This is a genomic window from Persephonella sp. (assembly GCF_027023985.1).
Lineage (GTDB): Bacteria > Aquificota > Aquificia > Aquificales > Hydrogenothermaceae > Persephonella_A.
On the sequence record NZ_JALVTW010000038.1, the window covers coordinates 11393 to 26604 of the forward strand.

Here is a 15212-nt window from a genome sequence, read left to right on the forward strand (position 1 = left end):
TAAAGACTTAATTCATATAATTTTCGGAGGAAAAATGCTTTCCGATGAAGTAAAAAACAATCTTAAAAAAGAGTTTGAAAAATTAATAGAACCTGTTCAGCTTATTCTAAGAAAAAATGAAAAACCTGTTTCTGATGAAATAGAAGAGCTTTTGAAAGAGATTTCTAATTTATCAGAAAAAATATCTTTAGTGGTTTCAGACAGGCTTAATTGTTACGGATATCCCTGTATATCAATTCGGCAAAAGGATATAGACTTTGGAATTAGATTTATGGGAAAACCTGATGGAGGAGAATTTCCTTCTTTTATAAAAACAATATTGATGGTTTCCAGAAACGAGTATGACCTGACAGAAAGAACTGTTGAATTTCTGGAAGAAATAGACCAGCCTGTTGACATAAAAATATTTATAACAAAAAGCTGTGGATGGTGTCCGCCTACAATATTAAAAATGTTCAGCTTTGCAATGGTAAATAAGAACATTACGGCTACAGCTATTGATTGCTATGAGTTTTCAGAAATGGCTATAAAATACAACGTTGCAGCTGTTCCTAAAGTTGTTATTAATGATAAGGCTGAGTTTGTCGGTTTAAAAGAAGAAAATGAAATTTTAGGACATATTTTTGGAGCTATATCCTGATGAAAACACTGGCAGTTTTAGGCTCCACAGGTTCTATCGGAACTCAGACACTGGATATAGTCAAAAAACATCCAGACAAGCTAAAGGTTAATCTTCTTGCAGCTTCCCGTTTATCTGAGACTCTTTTAAAGCAAATTCAGGAATTTCAACCTGAATATGTATATATAAAAGAAGGTGCTAATTTACCGGAAGTAAAAGTTCTAAGCGGAGAAGAAGGACTTGAGGCAATTGCAAACCTGGATATAGACCTATTTATAAATGGAATTGCAGGAATAGCAGGAATAAAACCCACTTATTTGCTTTTGAAAAACAACAAAAAATTAGCTACAGCAAATAAAGAAGCAATTATATGTCTTGGAGAAATCCTGAAAGATAAATACTCTGATATAATTCCCATTGACAGTGAGCATTCAGCCATATTTCAGTGCTTACAAAACGGAAAAAAAGAAGAAGTAAGCAAGGTTATTTTAACTGCTTCCGGGGGACCATTCTGGAAGAGAAATAATCTAAAAGGTATTACAGTAGAAGAGGCATTAAACCATCCTAAATGGAAAATGGGTAAAAAAGTTACAATTGACAGTGCCACATTAATGAACAAAGGTTTAGAAATAATAGAAGCCCATTATTTATTTAATATTCCCTATGAAAAAATAGAAGCTGTTATACATCCCCAAAGCATTGTTCATGGTCTTGTTGAGTTTATAGACGGCAGTATTATTGCAAATCTATCAAATCCTGATATGAGAATACCTATAAGCTATGCAATTTCTTATCCGGATAGATGGGAAACCGGAGTTCAAAAGTTAAATCTTTTTGAAGCAGGAAATCTTGAGTTTTACAAACCAGATGAAAACAAATTCCCTCTGCTAAAAATAGCAAAAGAAGCAGGAAAAAAAGGGGGGGCTTATCCTATAGTGCTTACAGTTGCAGATGAAATGGCTGTTCAACTATTTTTAGAAGAAAAAATAGATTTCACAGAAATTCCACAGGTTGTAAATAATGTTTTACAGGAAGCTGATTTTCCTGCGCCAAAAAATTATGAAGATGTTATATCAATCATAGAAGAAACAAAAATTTTATTTGAAAATTTAATCCAAAAAACAGGAGGCAAAATTGCTTAGTTTACTGGCATTCGTGATAATGTTAGGTGTTTTAATTACTATACACGAGTTTGGGCATTTTATATTTGCCCGTATGTTCGGGGTAAAAGTTGAGGTCTTCTCCATAGGATTTGGACCTGCGATATTCAAATGGAAAGGTAAAGAAACTGTTTACCAGATAGCTGCTATTCCCCTTGGTGGTTATGTAAAAATGTATGGTGAAGACTCTATGACAGAACCAATTCAAGGGGAAACAGAAAAAGAAGCATATCAAGACCCCCGCTCATTTGCAGCAAAGCCAAGATGGCAAAAAATGCTTATCGCATTTGCAGGACCTTTGTTCAATATTATCCTTGCTGTTATTCTGGTTGCAGCTGCCTATATGGTAGGAGTTTTTGAACCTAAATATATGAAAGAACCTGTGGTGGTTGGTTACGTTGTTCCTGACTCTCCTGCAGCTAAAGCCGGATTAAAACCATTTGATAAAATTGTAGCTATAAATGGGAAGCCTATCAAAAACTGGAAACAGTTCACTGTTGAGATTACCATGAAAGCCGGTATGAAGGTAAACCTTGAAGTGATAAGAAACGGTAAAAAAATAACAATTCCTATGGAAATTCCTGAAAATATAACAAAGCAATCAATAGGTATATCCCCGTTAATACCTCCTAAGATAGGTAAAATTTTACCTGACTTCCCGGCTGCCAAAGCAGGACTAAAAGAAGGGGATGAAATTCTTGCAATAAATGGAAAACCTGTCCGAAGCTGGTATGAAATTGTTAATGTCTTATCCAAGATAAAAGATAAAAAGCCAGTAACCCTTATGGTTAGAAGGGGGAAAAGGGTATTCAGTGTTCAGGTCATTCCTGAATTTAATAAACAATTAAATAAATATGTCATAGGAATTGCACCGGTTTATGAAGCAGAAATTAAAAGATACGGCTTTGTGGAAGCCTTTAAGAAAAGTATTCAGAAAAATATGGAGATGAGTGTTCTCCTGTATGACTTTTTCAAAGATATTGTTACAGGAAAAAAATCACTTCAAGAGATTAAAAATAACCTTGGAGGTCCTATATCAATAGCTAAATATTCTGGCGGAGCACTGGAAAGCGGACTTGGGAATTATCTATTTTTCTCAGGATTTATATCCTTACAGCTTGGTTATCTTAACCTGCTACCTATACCTGTTCTTGATGGTGGACTGATTTTTATTCTGCTTATTGAAACAATTATCAGAAGGCCTTTACCTGAAAAAGCAAAAGAGTATTTAGCTTATGTTGGCTTTGCTATTATCGGCGTAATTATGATATTTGCTATTTTCAACGATATTTTAAGGGTTCTACAATAGATAAAAAAAGATGGAGCAAAGATGGCAAAAACAAGGGTAGGAATTATACTGCTTAGTGGAACTCTTGATAAAGCAATGCCTGCTTTTATTCTGGCAAACACTGCAGCGGCCATGGGTATGGAAGCAGGTATATTCTTTAGTTTTTACGGACTAAATGTAATTCATAAAGAAAAGATTAAACAGCTTAAAGTGTCTCCAATAGGTAATCCTGCTATGCCGATGCCTTTTCCAGTGCCGCAAATCTTAACAGTTATGCCAGGTATGATGGATTTTGCAACAAATATGATGAAAAAGATGATGGCAGAGCATAAAATTCCTTCCATAGAACAGCTCGTTCAACAGGCAATAGACCTTGAAGTAAAACTATATCCTTGTAAAACTGCAATGCAGCTATTTGGATATAAAAAAGAAGACCTTATTGACGGAGTAGAAGAACCAGCAGGAGCTGCAACATTTTTAAATTTTGTAAATCAGGCAGAAAAACCTATAGTTATGAATTTTTAAGCCTTATTTGATTTTATTTACCTTTCCCCATCTATAGAAATATATATAAGGCTTATGATATAGTTTATAATAATTTCTCTAAGAAATGCTTTTGGGAGGCAAGATTATGTTAAATTACGATGTTTTGATTGTTGGTGCCGGTGGCGGTGGATTAATGGCAGCCCTTGAAGCAAGTAAAGCAAAAGATGTAAAAGTTGGAGTTGTAACAAAAGTTTATCCTACCCGTTCACATACAGGTGCAGCTCAGGGTGGAATAAATGCAGCCTTAGCAAACGTTGACCCATCAGATAGTCCTGAAGTTCATACATTTGATACTGTAAAAGGTTCTGACTATCTGGGAGACCAGGACGCAATTGAGTTTATGTGTAATGAAGCTCCAAAAAGAATTTATGAACTTGAACATTTAGGGGTTCCATTCTCCAGACTTCCAGATGGAAGAATAGCACAAAGACCTTTCGGTGGTGCAGGATTCCCAAGAACGTGTTATGCAGCTGATAAAACAGGACACGTAATACTTCATACCCTTTACGAACAATGTCTCAAAAAGGATGTTGAGTTTTTAAATGAATGGTTTGTGAAAGAGCTTTTAGTTGATAACGGTGAAGCCAAAGGTGTTGTTGCCATAGATATAAGAAGCGGAGAAGTTCATGTTATAAAAGCAAAAGCCATTATCTTTGCAACCGGTGGATACGCAAGGGTTTACTGGGTAAGAAACTCTAATGCTATTGGTTCTACCGGAGACGGAGTTGCCCTTTGTTACAGAGCAGGAATTCCAATTAAGGATATGGAGTTTGTCCAGTTTCACCCAACAGGATTAAGGTCAACAGGTATTCTTGTTACAGAAGGTGCAAGGGGTGAAGGTGGTTATCTTATAAATAACAAAGGCGAGAGATTTATGGAAAGATACGCCCCAAATAAAATGGAACTCGCTCCAAGGGATATGGTTGCAAGGGCTATTGAAACTGAAATCCTTGAAGGTAGAGGCTGGGGTGAAGGAATGATGGCTTATGTCCATCTTGACCTCAGACACTTAGGTGCTAAAAAGATCAAAGAAAGACTTCCACAGATTAGAATGCTGGCAATAGATTTTGAAGGTGTTGACCCTATTGAAGAGCCAATTCCGGTAAGACCAACAGCTCACTACTCAATGGGTGGTATCCATGTAGAAGATTACAAAACTTCAATGACACCTGTTAAAGGTGTATTCGCTGTTGGTGAATGTGCCTGTGTTTCTGTTCACGGTGCAAATAGGCTCGGTGGAAACTCACTTCTTGATATTGTTGTATTTGGAAAACCTGCAGGTGCAGCTGCAGTAGAATATGCAAGAAACAAACCTGAAGATACAACATACAACTATAAGGCTGAAGAAGAAAGAGCAAGAAGAGAAGTAGAAGAGCTGCTTAAGAAAGAAGGCACAGAAAATATAAACGATATTAGAATGGAAATGGCTCAAACAATGTGGGATAAAGTTGGTATTTTTAGAGAAGAAAAACCAATGCAAGAAGCCATTGAGAAAATAAAAGAGCTTAAAGAAAGGTATAAAAATCTTGCTCCTGGAGATAGTGGAAAATTATTTAACACAGCTCTGATAAATTACCTTGAACTTGGATACCTCCTTGACCTTGCTGAAGTTATAGCTATTACAGCAGAAATGAGAAAAGAGTCAAGGGGTGCCCATGCAAGAAGAGACTATCCTGAAAGGGATGACGAGAACTTCCTGAAACACTCCCTTGCTTATTACACAGAAGATGGTCCAAAAATTGAATATACAGAAGTAAAAATTACAAAATATCAACCACAGGAAAGAAAATACTAAAAATCAAATCCCCCGATTCGGGGGATTTTTTTTCATTTATATCCCTTTTCAATCACCATTTAATTTTGAGATAATAATTCCAGTAATTACTTTTAGAGGGATAAATATTGATATTTGATGAAAAATACGAAATTTTAGAAAACAGACATATCTCAGGAATTACATATCTTCTTAGAATTAAAGCCCCCCAGCTTAAAGACGCCCCTGCAGGCTCATTCGCTATGGTAAGAGCCACCTCAGATATCCAGTATGACCCTATGATGAGAAGGGCTTTTGCAATTGCAGATATCCAAGGGGATGAGGTTCTCCTTTATTATGATGTCTACGGTAAAGGCACACAAGTATTAACCTATCTAAAAAAAGGTGAGCAGGTATCTGTCCTTGCACCTCTTGGAAAAAACTTTTTCCCTTATAACTATAATCATTATGTTATTGTCGGTGGTGGTATAGGCTTTGCAGGATTATCCTTGTTTATGAAAAAACTTAGAGAAATGGGAAAAAGTTTTACAGCAATATACGGCGTTAGAAGAAAGGAACAGCTTTCAATGCTTGACTGGATAAAAGAAAATAGCTTTGAAAATGATGTAATTATATACACCGAAGATGGTTCTTATGGAGAAAAAGGCCTTGTAACAAGGGATTTAGATAAACTGATAAATGAAAAACCGGACACAGCCTTAGCAGTTTGTGGTCCAAAAGGAATGATGAGAGCTGTTATGGATGTTGCTAAAAAACATAATACCCCTGCATATCTATCCCTTGAGAGCAAAATGGCCTGCGGGTTTGGAATATGTATAGGATGTGTAATTAAAGATATTGAAAAAGATAACTATATACGGGTCTGTTATGAAGGACCTGTTTTTGATGGATATAAAATAAAGTTTTAAAGGGAGAAAGTTATGAGATATGAAATAACAAAAAGATTTAAATTTGAAGCCGGTCATAGGGTATGGAAACAAAATCTTATGTCCGGTAAAGGCGCAAAATTAATGGGAAAAGAAATCCCTCCAAATCCCTGTCTTAACATTCATGGACATAGTTATAAAGTGGAAGTAACCGTAGGTTCAGATACTCTAAATGAACAGGAGATGGTTATAGATTTTTATCATATAAAGGCTGCATTAAAAGATTTGATAGATAATCAGATAGACCATTCATTTATTATTGACAAAAATGACCCGTTATTTCCAACTTTTAAAGAACATTTTGGATTTTTAAAGCTGTTTGTTGTTGATTTTTGCCCAACGGCTGAAGCTATAGCCAGATTTATTTACAAATTCCTTGAGAAAAAACTTGAAGAGGCTGGTCTGCTGGAAGATATTAAAGTTGTATCTGTTACAGTCTGGGAAACAGAAACAGGTAAGGCTGTTTATAAGGAAGATTAGATAAATAAGGAATTTGTCATGGGTAAAATTATAATTGAAACAAATGATAAAAAGGAAATAAAAATAAAGACATCTTTGAATTCACAGCAAGTGGAGAAACTAATAAAAGAACTGAAAAACAAAGAACAAGCAGAAAAAGCATTTAAAAAGCTAAGAGGGATATTGAGAACAGAAAAATCAGCGGAAGAACTTGTTGGAGAATTATATGAAGAAATATATGGTAGACAGTAATATTCTCATTGAATATTTTAAGGACATACCTGAAGCTGTAAAAATAATAGAAACAATACGGGAAAAAAATACAAATGAATATTACATAACAATAGATACTTTAGAAGAGATTTTATATATTCTTGTAAGACACTTGTCAGGAAAGTCCTATTGGGAACTCAAAAACAATCCTGAAATAGCAAAAAAATACTATAAAACAATAATTCCTTTAATAGAAACAATAATAAAGTCATCATTTGAAATTTTACCCACTACACAGAAAACCTATGAGACATTTATGAAAGTATGTAAAAAGTATGGGCTACTTCCTAAAGATGCTCTTTTGTTAACACTATGTATTGATAACAAAATTAACAATATCATAACTTTTGATACTGATTTCAAAAATTTAGATTTAAAGAAAATTAAAATTATATCTTCTGCAGAAGATATAAAGTAAAGGAAACATAAATGGAACTTGCATCAATACTTGTTGTGGTCTTAATAATGGCTTCTATGACAGCCCTTTACTTTGTAATAGGATATAGATTTCTAAAAAAACATAGGAGAGGTAAGGATGGCAATAATTAAGCCTTACAAGGGAAAGTATCCTAAAATACATCCTTCAGCCTTTATAGCCGAAAATGCAGTTATTATTGGAGATGTTGAGATAGGAGAGGATTGTTCAATCTGGTATAACGTGGTAATAAGGGGAGATGTTAACTATATCAGGATTGGAGATAGAACAAATATACAGGACGGAACAATAATCCATGTTGACCACAAAAAATATCCAACAATAATCGGAAAAGAAGTCACAGTAGGCCATAACGTCATGCTCCATGCCTGCACTATAGAAGACAGATGTCTAATAGGTATGTCTGCTACTGTGATGGATGGAGTGGTTGTAGGAAGGGAAAGTATAGTAGGAGCAGGAGCACTTGTCACTCCAGGCAAAAAAATAGAACCCCAATCCCTCTGGACAGGAGCACCGGCAAAGTTCAAAAGAAAGCTAACAGAAGATGAATTAAAATGGCTTGAAAAATCCTATCAAAACTATATCATGTATAAAAATTCTTATTTAAATGAGTTATAATACTTTTCCTTAAAAACAAAAAAGAGGTTAGAAATGACAAAAGCTGATATAGTCAACTGGATAATAGAGAATAAAAATGTCAGCTTGCCAAAAAAAGATATTGCAGATGTTGTCAATAGAGTTTTTGAGCTGATAGCAGACGAAATAGTTAACGGTGAGGATGAACATAAAATACAAATATCAGGATTTGGAACGTTTGTTGTTAAAAAAAGAGCACCTAAAATAGGCAGGAATCCTAAAACAAAAGAAGAAAAGTTGATACCTGAAAGACTTGGTGTATCATTTAAAATGGGTAAAAAACTTCAAAAGGCTTTAAATGGAGAAAAAGTCGGAGCGTAGCTCAGGCGGTAGAGCACTGGCATGGGGGGCCAGAGGTCGGCGGTTCGAGTCCGCTCGCTCCGACCATTTATAGAATTTCTAAATATCAGATATAAAAAATTATGAATAAGGGTTTAAAATGGGAGTGCTGGCAGGTTGGAAACCCTGCTTCCGCTTAACTGCCAGCAACAGACCCGCCACGGGCAGGGAAACGGGTGGGCGTCCAAAGATTTAAACTTACTAAATAATTGCTATTGTCTTAACTGAAACCCGGGGCAATGGGAGCCCCGCGGCCGGTTAAGACAATTAGGAAGCTTGTAACTGATATCTAAAGATACAGCCACATTAGGACGATTAGCAACGCCCCAATGTAAAGAATACACCATTTCAAATCCCTGTTTAAGGCTGGATAGTAATTGTTTTACCCAGAAACCGTTTCTCTTCAGATGGGAAAGTGATTTTGGAGTTTTTAAAATAAAAAAACTTTATCGTCTTCTTCCGATTTAAACAGTTTTTTGAATTAGGTGAACTCAAAGTAAAGAAAAACTGAGTTTTCAACCGATAAGAGCTAAAAATTATAAAACGAAATCAGGGGCTAAAGCCCCTGCAACTTAAACAGCAATTCTTTTGTAAGCCTCAATTAATCTGCTTACTTCTTGACCTGTTAGTTCCTTCAGTTCCTTTTCTGTTCTTACCGTTTTGTTCAATATCTGTTTTGCCATTTTAGGAAACTCAATCTGTGTTTTCTTTGCCAGTGTTTTCAGATATTCAATCTGTTTTTCTGTAGGTTGTGTGGTTCTTGGTTCAGGGGCAGATAGTTTAAATTCTCCCAGTTCAAGCTCCCCTCTGTAAGCTTTATTGCCAATTGAATAAAGGGAAAGACATTTTCCTATAGCATCTGTGATAGCTCCTTTAATCGCATCTCCAGGAGTTACATTTTCACCACCACCGACCTGAACTTTCCTTATTCTGTCATCTAAAATCCATAGGGAAACTTCTACCGTAGCCTGATAAACCTTTTCTTTGTTACCGCTTTTCCTTACGACCTCTTTTTCCTCAAGAGAGATGAGTTTGTAGTCATATCCCCAGATTGTTGTTATACTATTCAGGGCATCAATTAAAAATTGTGGGATATATCCTACAAGCTTTCTTCCCCTTGCTGGGACTTCCTGAATAGCCTTTTCTCCATATTTATCTAAAATCTCATTAACCCTCTTTGCAACCTCCTTTAGCTGCTTGTCTAACTTTTGTTTTTCTTCAGTGGAAAGTCTTTCCATAGAATAAATCCTCCTTTTACAAGATTTTTCAATGACTTACAATTTATGAAATAGTTGTTTTTAAGCAAGTTTTTCCAAAATTAGTATAATTAGGTGAAAAATTTTTAAAGTGGAGAAAAATTGAAAAAAGTCTTTATTAGTGTTGGCGAAATATCAGGCGATAACTATGCATCCCAGCTTATAAAACTGCTTCCTGAATTTGAGTGGCTTGGTATTACAGGGCCTAAAATGCGTGATGCCGGGTGTAAAACTGTAGAGAGATTAGAGGATATATCCGTTGTCGGTATTATGGAAGCCTTACCAAAATATTTCAAAATAAAACAGGCCTTTAAAAAAGCAGTTAAAGAGTTTGATAAGGGGGTTGATTTACTTGTTGTTGTGGATTTTCCCGGATTTAATCTGAAACTCCTTGAAGAAGCCAAAAAAAGAGGAATAAAAACTGTTTATTTTATTGCCCCGCAGGTATGGGCATGGGGAAAAGGTAGAATTCCCAAAATAGCCAAATATACAGACCTGCTTATATCTATATGGCCTTTTGAAGAAGAGATTTATAAACCTTATTTAAATGAAAATTTCAGGCTTGAGTTTGTAGGGCATCCCCTTCTGGATATAGTCAAATCCGAAACTACAGAAGAAAAATTTAAAAAGAGGTTGGAAATTCCTTCAGATAAAAGGATATTTGGACTTTTGCCAGGAAGCAGAGAAAGTGAAGTAAAAACCCTTCTTCCTATAATGCTTCAGGCTGCACAGATAATCCTAAAAGAAAAACTGGATTTACATTTTGTTATTCCTGTCACGCCAAATATGGAAAATCTGGCAAGGGATATTGTATCTACATATAAAAATCTACCTGTTAGTATAATCACCGGCAATCAGCTAAAAAATCCTTCTTATGAAGTTATGAAACATTCTGTTTTTTCTGTAATAGCCTCAGGGACTGCAACGCTGGAAGCTGCAATTATAGGAAATCCGTTTTTACTGGTTTATAAAGTGTCTCCGATAACATTTTTTATTGGAAAAATGCTGGTTTCCATAAACTTTTTAGGGCTGCCTAATATTATTGCAGGTAGGGAAGTGATAAAGGAACTTCTCCAAAAAGATTGCAATCCGCAAACTATAGCAGAATGGAGTATAAAATATCTAAAAGATAAAAAGCTTTACAATAAAACCAAAACCGAACTGACGGAAGTAAAACAGAAATTAGGACAACCGGGAGCCCTTCAAAAAACAGCGGATATTATCAGGCAGTTTATTGCTGCTGGGGAAAATAATAAAGCTGCCAGGTAATAACACCTTTATCACAATCCAGTTTATCATCTATTTCGCAGTATGTAAGTATTATCTGGCCTATAGTCATATCTTTGATTACTTTCCTTTCTGGGATATTTCCAATATAGGTGATACAGTTATTTTCCCTTTCAACATCTACCAGTTTCACATCGTAAAATCCCCGAATATATTTTCTTTCTCCGAGGGTAAATCCAAGGGGACATTTTGAGCTGTCAATTTTAAGCACAAAATCACCGGGTAAACTCAGCATTTTAATAGGCTGCTTTTTAAAAAAGTAAAATTTCCCGTAATAAACATCTTTACCAAGGATTATGACTTTGTCGTTTTCAGAATAAAGAATTCCCTGAGCATAAGCAAAACCAAAAATACCAAGCAAAATAATTAAAAATCTCATCTTTATCACCTCTTTTAATTAATATTATGTCTGTAATACTCCTGTGGAATACTTTTTATGATTTCTGCTGCAATTTTTTTAACCATATTTTGTATCGTCTGTTCCATTGGTATACTCTGGTCTACCGAGATACCTCCAATAACACCACCTTTTTTAAATGCACCTTCTCCTAAAACAAGGTTCCACCAGTTCCATTTACCCTCTCCTTTTATGGATTTCAAAACTCTACCTGTTCTGACATCAACAAGGCGAACTATTATCTGTATATAGCTTTCTTTATACTGGGCAATTCCCCCTGTTATGTGATGTCTGCCTCCTTCTTTCCACGGGATTAGAGCCGGAACAAAAAATTTAGTTTTTTTAGGTTCAACTGCCGTGATTACTCCAATAACCAGAATGTCTGCCCCTTCCAGTAGTCCTGTAGGAATGGCTTTTTTAATGTCAATCATATCTGACTGGGATAGAAGCAACTCTTTTTTTATCTCCTCAAGGCCGTATCCCCTTTCAAGCATTATAAATCTGTTTGTGTGGAGCAGTTCATTTATGAGCAAATCCTGTGTAATACTGGCTATATTTTCACTGCATTTTGCTGCTTTACACAGGACTATAGGAACAGCCATTCTAACCTTTTGGCCTTCATATCTGACATTTTTAAACTTTGTGGTGTCTACATTGCTTTTTATCCCTGAACATCCGGCAGCAAACAAAACAATCAATAAAACAAAAATCTTTTTAAACATAACCCCCTCTAAATCCTATTCTGCTTATAGTTATAATATTATTTTTCATTTTGGAATAAAACAATGTAGAGGTGTTAATGGAATACAAATTTCTTGCCTCATATATTCTCATACTTATTGCTCTGTATTTTTCATACAGGGAAAAATTAGGACTTGAGAAAACTATACTGATTAACTCTATACGGGCTTTGCTTCAATTGGCTGCCCTTGGGTATCTGCTGTTTTTTATTTTTAAGCTAAAAAATCCGGTAGCCCTTGTTTTGATTCTTGTTTTTATGGTTGTTTTTGCGGCATGGACAGGGCAAAGGAGAGTAAAACTTGCTGATAAAGGATTTTTAACAGCTTTTCAGGTTATATTTCTATCTTCCTTTATAGTGATTTCCTCCTTGCTGCTTATGGGCATTATAACCTTTGAGCCAAACCAGATAATTCCTGTCGGTGGTATGGTAATAGGAAACTCCTTAAATGTTTATACACTGGCAGTTGACCGGATGAAAGGAGAAACAAGGAACACACTGGATATTATTGAGGGTGTGGTTGCATTGGGAGGCAGCCTTAAAGATGCTTTTTACTTTATCAGGAAGGAGTCTTTGAAAGCCTCATTAATTCCGATACTGAATTCCCTGCAAACGGTGGGTATTATTCATATTCCCGGAATAACAACAGGTATGCTACTTGCAGGGGCTGACCCATTTGAAGCAGTATCTTATCAGCTTGCTATAATGTATATGATGGTTGCTGTGGCACTGTTTACAGGACTGTTTTCTATAAACTTTGGATACAAAAAAATAATAAGGACGGTTACTGAAGGTTGATACAGTTTTTATATACATTTTTTTACATCTTGTTGCTGGTGCCTGTTTTGCCTGTTTATATTTTTTTGACCAAGAAAAAAGGATACACCTTTAATCTAAAAGAAAGATTTGTTCTTTATTCAGACAAAGGGCAGAATAATCTATGGTTCCATTGTGCCAGTGTTGGTGAGCTTAATGTTGCGAAGCCTTTAATAGAGCATTACAAGGATAGATATAACATTCTTATAACCGTATTTTCTCCTCGGGGAATAGATTACGCAAAAAAGCAGTATCCTTATGCTACCATAAGGGCTTTACCATTTGATATTCCTTCTTTATTTAAAAAGTTTATAAAAATCTATAATCCTGTGGCAGTTATATCCATTGAAGGGGAATTCTGGTTTAATTTTGTAAACACAGCCCATAGATTTATCCCGTTTATATCAGCCAATACCAGAATATCTGATGACTCCTATAAAAAATACAAAAGATTCAAAGTTTTTTATAAAAAAATATTCAGCAGCATTGATTTGTTCCTTGTCCGGTCAAAAAAGGATTACCAATATTTGAAAGATTTTGTTGACAATCCTGAAAAAATTATTTTATGTGGAGATTTAAAGTTTATTTCCTCAAAAAGCAAAAAAGATATAAAATTTCACAAAAAAGGAAAAATCTTGATAGCCGGTAGCACCCATGCCCCTGAGGAAAAGATAATTCTTCAGATTTTCAAAAAACTAAAAGAAAAATATCCAGACCTTTATCTAATTATAGCCCCAAGACATCTTGAAAGAATACAAGAAGTAAAAAAACTTATTGAGGATTCTGGTTTCAGCTATCAGTTAAGGTCTGAGTCTGACATTATGGAAAAAGATATTTATCTTATTGATACTATAGGTGAGCTTTCTGGATTTTATAAATATGCTAATCTTGTTTTTATCGGTGGAACAATAGCCAATATTGGTGGGCATAATGTTCTTGAGGCTGCTTTAGAAAATAAACCGGTGGTTATAGGAAAGCATTATCACAAAATAGATGATATAGTAAAACAGCTTAAAGATAAGATTATTTTTGTGGCAGAGGACGAAAAGAAATTGGAAGATATTATTTCCAGCCTGCTAAACAAAAGAATGGAAAATATAAATTTATCTGAAGAAACAGATAAAATTTTCAGGTGCTATGTTCAAAATATAAACAGAGTTTTAGGTAGGAAGAATGGATGAGATAAAGCTTGCACAACATTTTTACCAGATGGAAATGAATGATTTTTATACATATATGGAAATCAGCAAAGTTATTAAAAAGCAGGATATAAGAGAAAAAATACAAAAAATTGCCTTGATGGAGAAAAAACATGCCCAATTCTGGGGTGATTTTCTGAAAAATAGAAATGCTGCTGTTCCAGAAGTTTCAGTAAATAAAACCAAGCTGCTATTTATGAAATTTTTATCAAAATTTATGAACCCTGTTATTGTTATATCGTTTTTTGAACTTGGTGAAAGTGGAGCAATAAAGCAGTATTATAATTTTCTCAAGCAGACCACCCTTAACCCAGAAGAAAGACAAAGACTAAAGGAAATTATCTTAGATGAGATAGAACATGAAACATTCTTTGCCCGCCAGATTAATGAAAAAGGAGTTTCAAATATCAGAGATTTTGTTCTTGGAATGAATGACGGACTGGTTGAGATACTTGGGGCAGTTGCAGGTTTATCTGCTGTTTATCTGTATAATCCTATTATGGTAGGGATATCCGGCTTGATTGTTGGCTTTGCCGGTGCACTTTCAATGGGGATAGGGGCTTTTATTTCTGTCCGCTCACAGAGACAGGTAAATCAGGCACAAAAAGAACAGATGGAAATTATATTTGATGTTGCACCTGAAAGGGCAGTTGAAGAATACAAAGAAAAACTGATTTCCTCAGGTGTTGTAAAAGAGATAGCCGAAGAAATAGCCAATAAAATCGGGCTTAATAAGGAGGCCATATCAAAACTGCTTATTGAGGAAACAGACGAAAATGAAGTCAAATCAGGGCTATTTACAGGATTTGCCTATCTGTTTGGCGTGTTTTTCCCTGTAATTCCTTACTTTTTTGCACCAAACTCATATATAGCCCTGCCATTTTCAATAATATTTGCAGGTTTAGCCCTGACAATCGTAGCAACAGTTATTTCTGTCCTGTCAGGAATCAGTATCAAGAAAAAAATTGCAGAAATGGTAATATCCGCCTTTACAGCAGCCGGAATTGCATATATTTTTGGTTCAATAATGCAGTCTGTATTTGGAATAGAAATATAGGAGGA

At 35.2% G+C, this 15212-nt stretch carries 18 protein-coding genes and 1 tRNA gene; 16 read left to right on the forward strand and 3 right to left on the reverse strand.

The window, feature by feature from the left end:
- Positions 1–34 precede the first annotated feature (34 nt).
- The 12 genes from MVE07_RS10280 to MVE07_RS10335 all read left to right on the forward strand — a co-directional run bounded on the left by MVE07_RS10280 (position 35) and on the right by MVE07_RS10335 (position 8504).
- Positions 35–640 carry a thioredoxin family protein gene (locus tag MVE07_RS10280; RefSeq protein WP_297457267.1) on the forward strand — a complete coding sequence of 202 codons (606 nt, stop codon included), beginning with the start codon at positions 35–37 and terminating at the stop codon, positions 638–640.
- Complete coding sequence (gene dxr, locus MVE07_RS10285; protein ID WP_297457269.1) at positions 640–1761, forward strand: 1-deoxy-D-xylulose-5-phosphate reductoisomerase; 1122 nt, start codon at positions 640–642, stop codon at positions 1759–1761. The genes MVE07_RS10280 and dxr overlap by 1 nt, the downstream gene beginning before the upstream one ends.
- Positions 1754–3088, forward strand: a complete 1335-nt coding sequence (rseP, locus tag MVE07_RS10290) for an RIP metalloprotease RseP (RefSeq protein ID WP_297457272.1) — start codon at positions 1754–1756, stop codon at positions 3086–3088. The genes dxr and rseP overlap by 8 nt, the downstream gene beginning before the upstream one ends.
- Before the next feature lie 21 nt (positions 3089–3109).
- Positions 3110–3592: a DsrE/DsrF/DrsH-like family protein gene (locus MVE07_RS10295; protein ID WP_297457275.1), complete on the forward strand. Its 483-nt coding sequence runs from the start codon at positions 3110–3112 to the stop codon at positions 3590–3592.
- Between the two features lie 106 nt (positions 3593–3698).
- On the forward strand, positions 3699–5408 hold the full coding sequence (sdhA, locus tag MVE07_RS10300; RefSeq protein WP_297457278.1) for a succinate dehydrogenase flavoprotein subunit: 1710 nt from the start codon (positions 3699–3701) through the stop codon (positions 5406–5408).
- 107 nt (positions 5409–5515) lie between these two features.
- Positions 5516–6295 (forward strand): dihydroorotate dehydrogenase electron transfer subunit, encoded by a 780-nt coding sequence (locus MVE07_RS10305; protein ID WP_297457282.1) that lies wholly within the window; start codon positions 5516–5518, stop codon positions 6293–6295.
- Positions 6296–6307: 12 nt separating this feature from the next.
- On the forward strand, positions 6308–6793 hold the full coding sequence (locus MVE07_RS10310) for a 6-carboxytetrahydropterin synthase (protein ID WP_297457285.1): 486 nt from the start codon (positions 6308–6310) through the stop codon (positions 6791–6793).
- 18 nt (positions 6794–6811) lie between these two features.
- On the forward strand, positions 6812–7024 hold the full coding sequence (locus MVE07_RS10315; RefSeq protein ID WP_297457289.1) for a hypothetical protein: 213 nt from the start codon (positions 6812–6814) through the stop codon (positions 7022–7024).
- Positions 6999–7463: a PIN domain-containing protein gene (locus tag MVE07_RS10320; RefSeq protein ID WP_297457292.1), complete on the forward strand. Its 465-nt coding sequence runs from the start codon at positions 6999–7001 to the stop codon at positions 7461–7463. Before MVE07_RS10315 ends, MVE07_RS10320 begins: the two co-directional genes overlap by 26 nt.
- Positions 7464–7580: 117 nt before the next feature.
- Positions 7581–8099 (forward strand): gamma carbonic anhydrase family protein, encoded by a 519-nt coding sequence (locus tag MVE07_RS10325; RefSeq protein ID WP_029520498.1) that lies wholly within the window; start codon positions 7581–7583, stop codon positions 8097–8099.
- Positions 8100–8132: 33 nt separating this feature from the next.
- Positions 8133–8438 carry an HU family DNA-binding protein gene (locus MVE07_RS10330; RefSeq protein ID WP_297457297.1) on the forward strand — a complete coding sequence of 102 codons (306 nt, stop codon included), beginning with the start codon at positions 8133–8135 and terminating at the stop codon, positions 8436–8438.
- Positions 8429–8504: transfer RNA gene (locus MVE07_RS10335), tRNA-Pro, on the forward strand. The genes MVE07_RS10330 and MVE07_RS10335 overlap by 10 nt, the downstream gene beginning before the upstream one ends.
- A gap of 524 nt (positions 8505–9028) precedes the next feature.
- Here the strand turns inward: MVE07_RS10335 and MVE07_RS10340 are convergent.
- Positions 9029–9694: a Rad52/Rad22 family DNA repair protein gene (locus tag MVE07_RS10340; RefSeq protein WP_297457299.1), complete on the reverse strand. Its 666-nt coding sequence runs from the start codon at positions 9692–9694 to the stop codon at positions 9029–9031.
- Positions 9695–9814: 120 nt separating this feature from the next.
- Here MVE07_RS10340 and lpxB point away from each other — a divergent pair, with 120 nt between their 5' ends.
- Complete coding sequence (gene lpxB, locus MVE07_RS10345) at positions 9815–10981, forward strand: lipid-A-disaccharide synthase (protein WP_297457301.1); 1167 nt, start codon at positions 9815–9817, stop codon at positions 10979–10981.
- On the opposite strand, the gene MVE07_RS10350 is transcribed toward lpxB, so the two are convergent.
- Entirely contained in the window at positions 10944–11378 is a 435-nt protein-coding gene (locus MVE07_RS10350) for a hypothetical protein (protein WP_297457303.1), read from the reverse strand. The genes lpxB and MVE07_RS10350 overlap by 38 nt on opposite strands.
- Positions 11379–11392: 14 nt before the next feature.
- Positions 11393–12118 carry a CsgG/HfaB family protein gene (locus tag MVE07_RS10355; protein ID WP_297457306.1) on the reverse strand — a complete coding sequence of 242 codons (726 nt, stop codon included), beginning with the start codon at positions 12116–12118 and terminating at the stop codon, positions 11393–11395.
- Between the two features lie 77 nt (positions 12119–12195).
- On the opposite strand from MVE07_RS10355, the gene fetB reads away from it, so the two are divergent.
- From fetB to MVE07_RS10370, 3 genes are all read left to right on the forward strand, one after another.
- A complete protein-coding gene (gene fetB, locus MVE07_RS10360) occupies positions 12196–12933 on the forward strand; it encodes an iron export ABC transporter permease subunit FetB (RefSeq protein ID WP_297457309.1) in 738 nt (245 codons plus the stop codon).
- A 65-nt stretch (positions 12934–12998) separates the two neighbouring features.
- Positions 12999–14132 (forward strand): glycosyltransferase N-terminal domain-containing protein, encoded by a 1134-nt coding sequence (locus tag MVE07_RS10365; RefSeq protein ID WP_297457312.1) that lies wholly within the window; start codon positions 12999–13001, stop codon positions 14130–14132.
- On the forward strand, positions 14125–15207 hold the full coding sequence (locus tag MVE07_RS10370) for a VIT1/CCC1 transporter family protein (RefSeq protein ID WP_297457315.1): 1083 nt from the start codon (positions 14125–14127) through the stop codon (positions 15205–15207). Before MVE07_RS10365 ends, MVE07_RS10370 begins: the two co-directional genes overlap by 8 nt.
- Positions 15208–15212: the final 5 nt, after the last annotated feature.

What these genes read in the sequence shown, in the direction of transcription:
- MVE07_RS10295 (WP_297457275.1), top strand. Translation starts at nt 3,110, where the DNA reads ATGGCAAAAACAAGGGTAGGAATTATACTGCTTAGTGGAACTCTTGAT.
- MVE07_RS10280 (WP_297457267.1), top strand. Translation starts at nt 35, where the DNA reads ATGCTTTCCGATGAAGTAAAAAACAATCTTAAAAAAGAGTTTGAAAAA.
- MVE07_RS10370 (WP_297457315.1), top strand. Translation starts at nt 14,125, where the DNA reads ATGGATGAGATAAAGCTTGCACAACATTTTTACCAGATGGAAATGAAT.
- sdhA (WP_297457278.1), top strand. Translation starts at nt 3,699, where the DNA reads ATGTTAAATTACGATGTTTTGATTGTTGGTGCCGGTGGCGGTGGATTA.
- MVE07_RS10330 (WP_297457297.1), top strand. Translation starts at nt 8,133, where the DNA reads ATGACAAAAGCTGATATAGTCAACTGGATAATAGAGAATAAAAATGTC.
- MVE07_RS10350 (WP_297457303.1), bottom strand. Translation starts at nt 11,378, where the DNA reads ATGAGATTTTTAATTATTTTGCTTGGTATTTTTGGTTTTGCTTATGCT.
- MVE07_RS10340 (WP_297457299.1), bottom strand. Translation starts at nt 9,694, where the DNA reads ATGGAAAGACTTTCCACTGAAGAAAAACAAAAGTTAGACAAGCAGCTA.
- MVE07_RS10315 (WP_297457289.1), top strand. Translation starts at nt 6,812, where the DNA reads ATGGGTAAAATTATAATTGAAACAAATGATAAAAAGGAAATAAAAATA.
- MVE07_RS10355 (WP_297457306.1), bottom strand. Translation starts at nt 12,118, where the DNA reads ATGTTTAAAAAGATTTTTGTTTTATTGATTGTTTTGTTTGCTGCCGGA.
- dxr (WP_297457269.1), top strand. Translation starts at nt 640, where the DNA reads ATGAAAACACTGGCAGTTTTAGGCTCCACAGGTTCTATCGGAACTCAG.
- MVE07_RS10310 (WP_297457285.1), top strand. Translation starts at nt 6,308, where the DNA reads ATGAGATATGAAATAACAAAAAGATTTAAATTTGAAGCCGGTCATAGG.
- fetB (WP_297457309.1), top strand. Translation starts at nt 12,196, where the DNA reads ATGGAATACAAATTTCTTGCCTCATATATTCTCATACTTATTGCTCTG.
- MVE07_RS10320 (WP_297457292.1), top strand. Translation starts at nt 6,999, where the DNA reads ATGAAGAAATATATGGTAGACAGTAATATTCTCATTGAATATTTTAAG.
- MVE07_RS10325 (WP_029520498.1), top strand. Translation starts at nt 7,581, where the DNA reads ATGGCAATAATTAAGCCTTACAAGGGAAAGTATCCTAAAATACATCCT.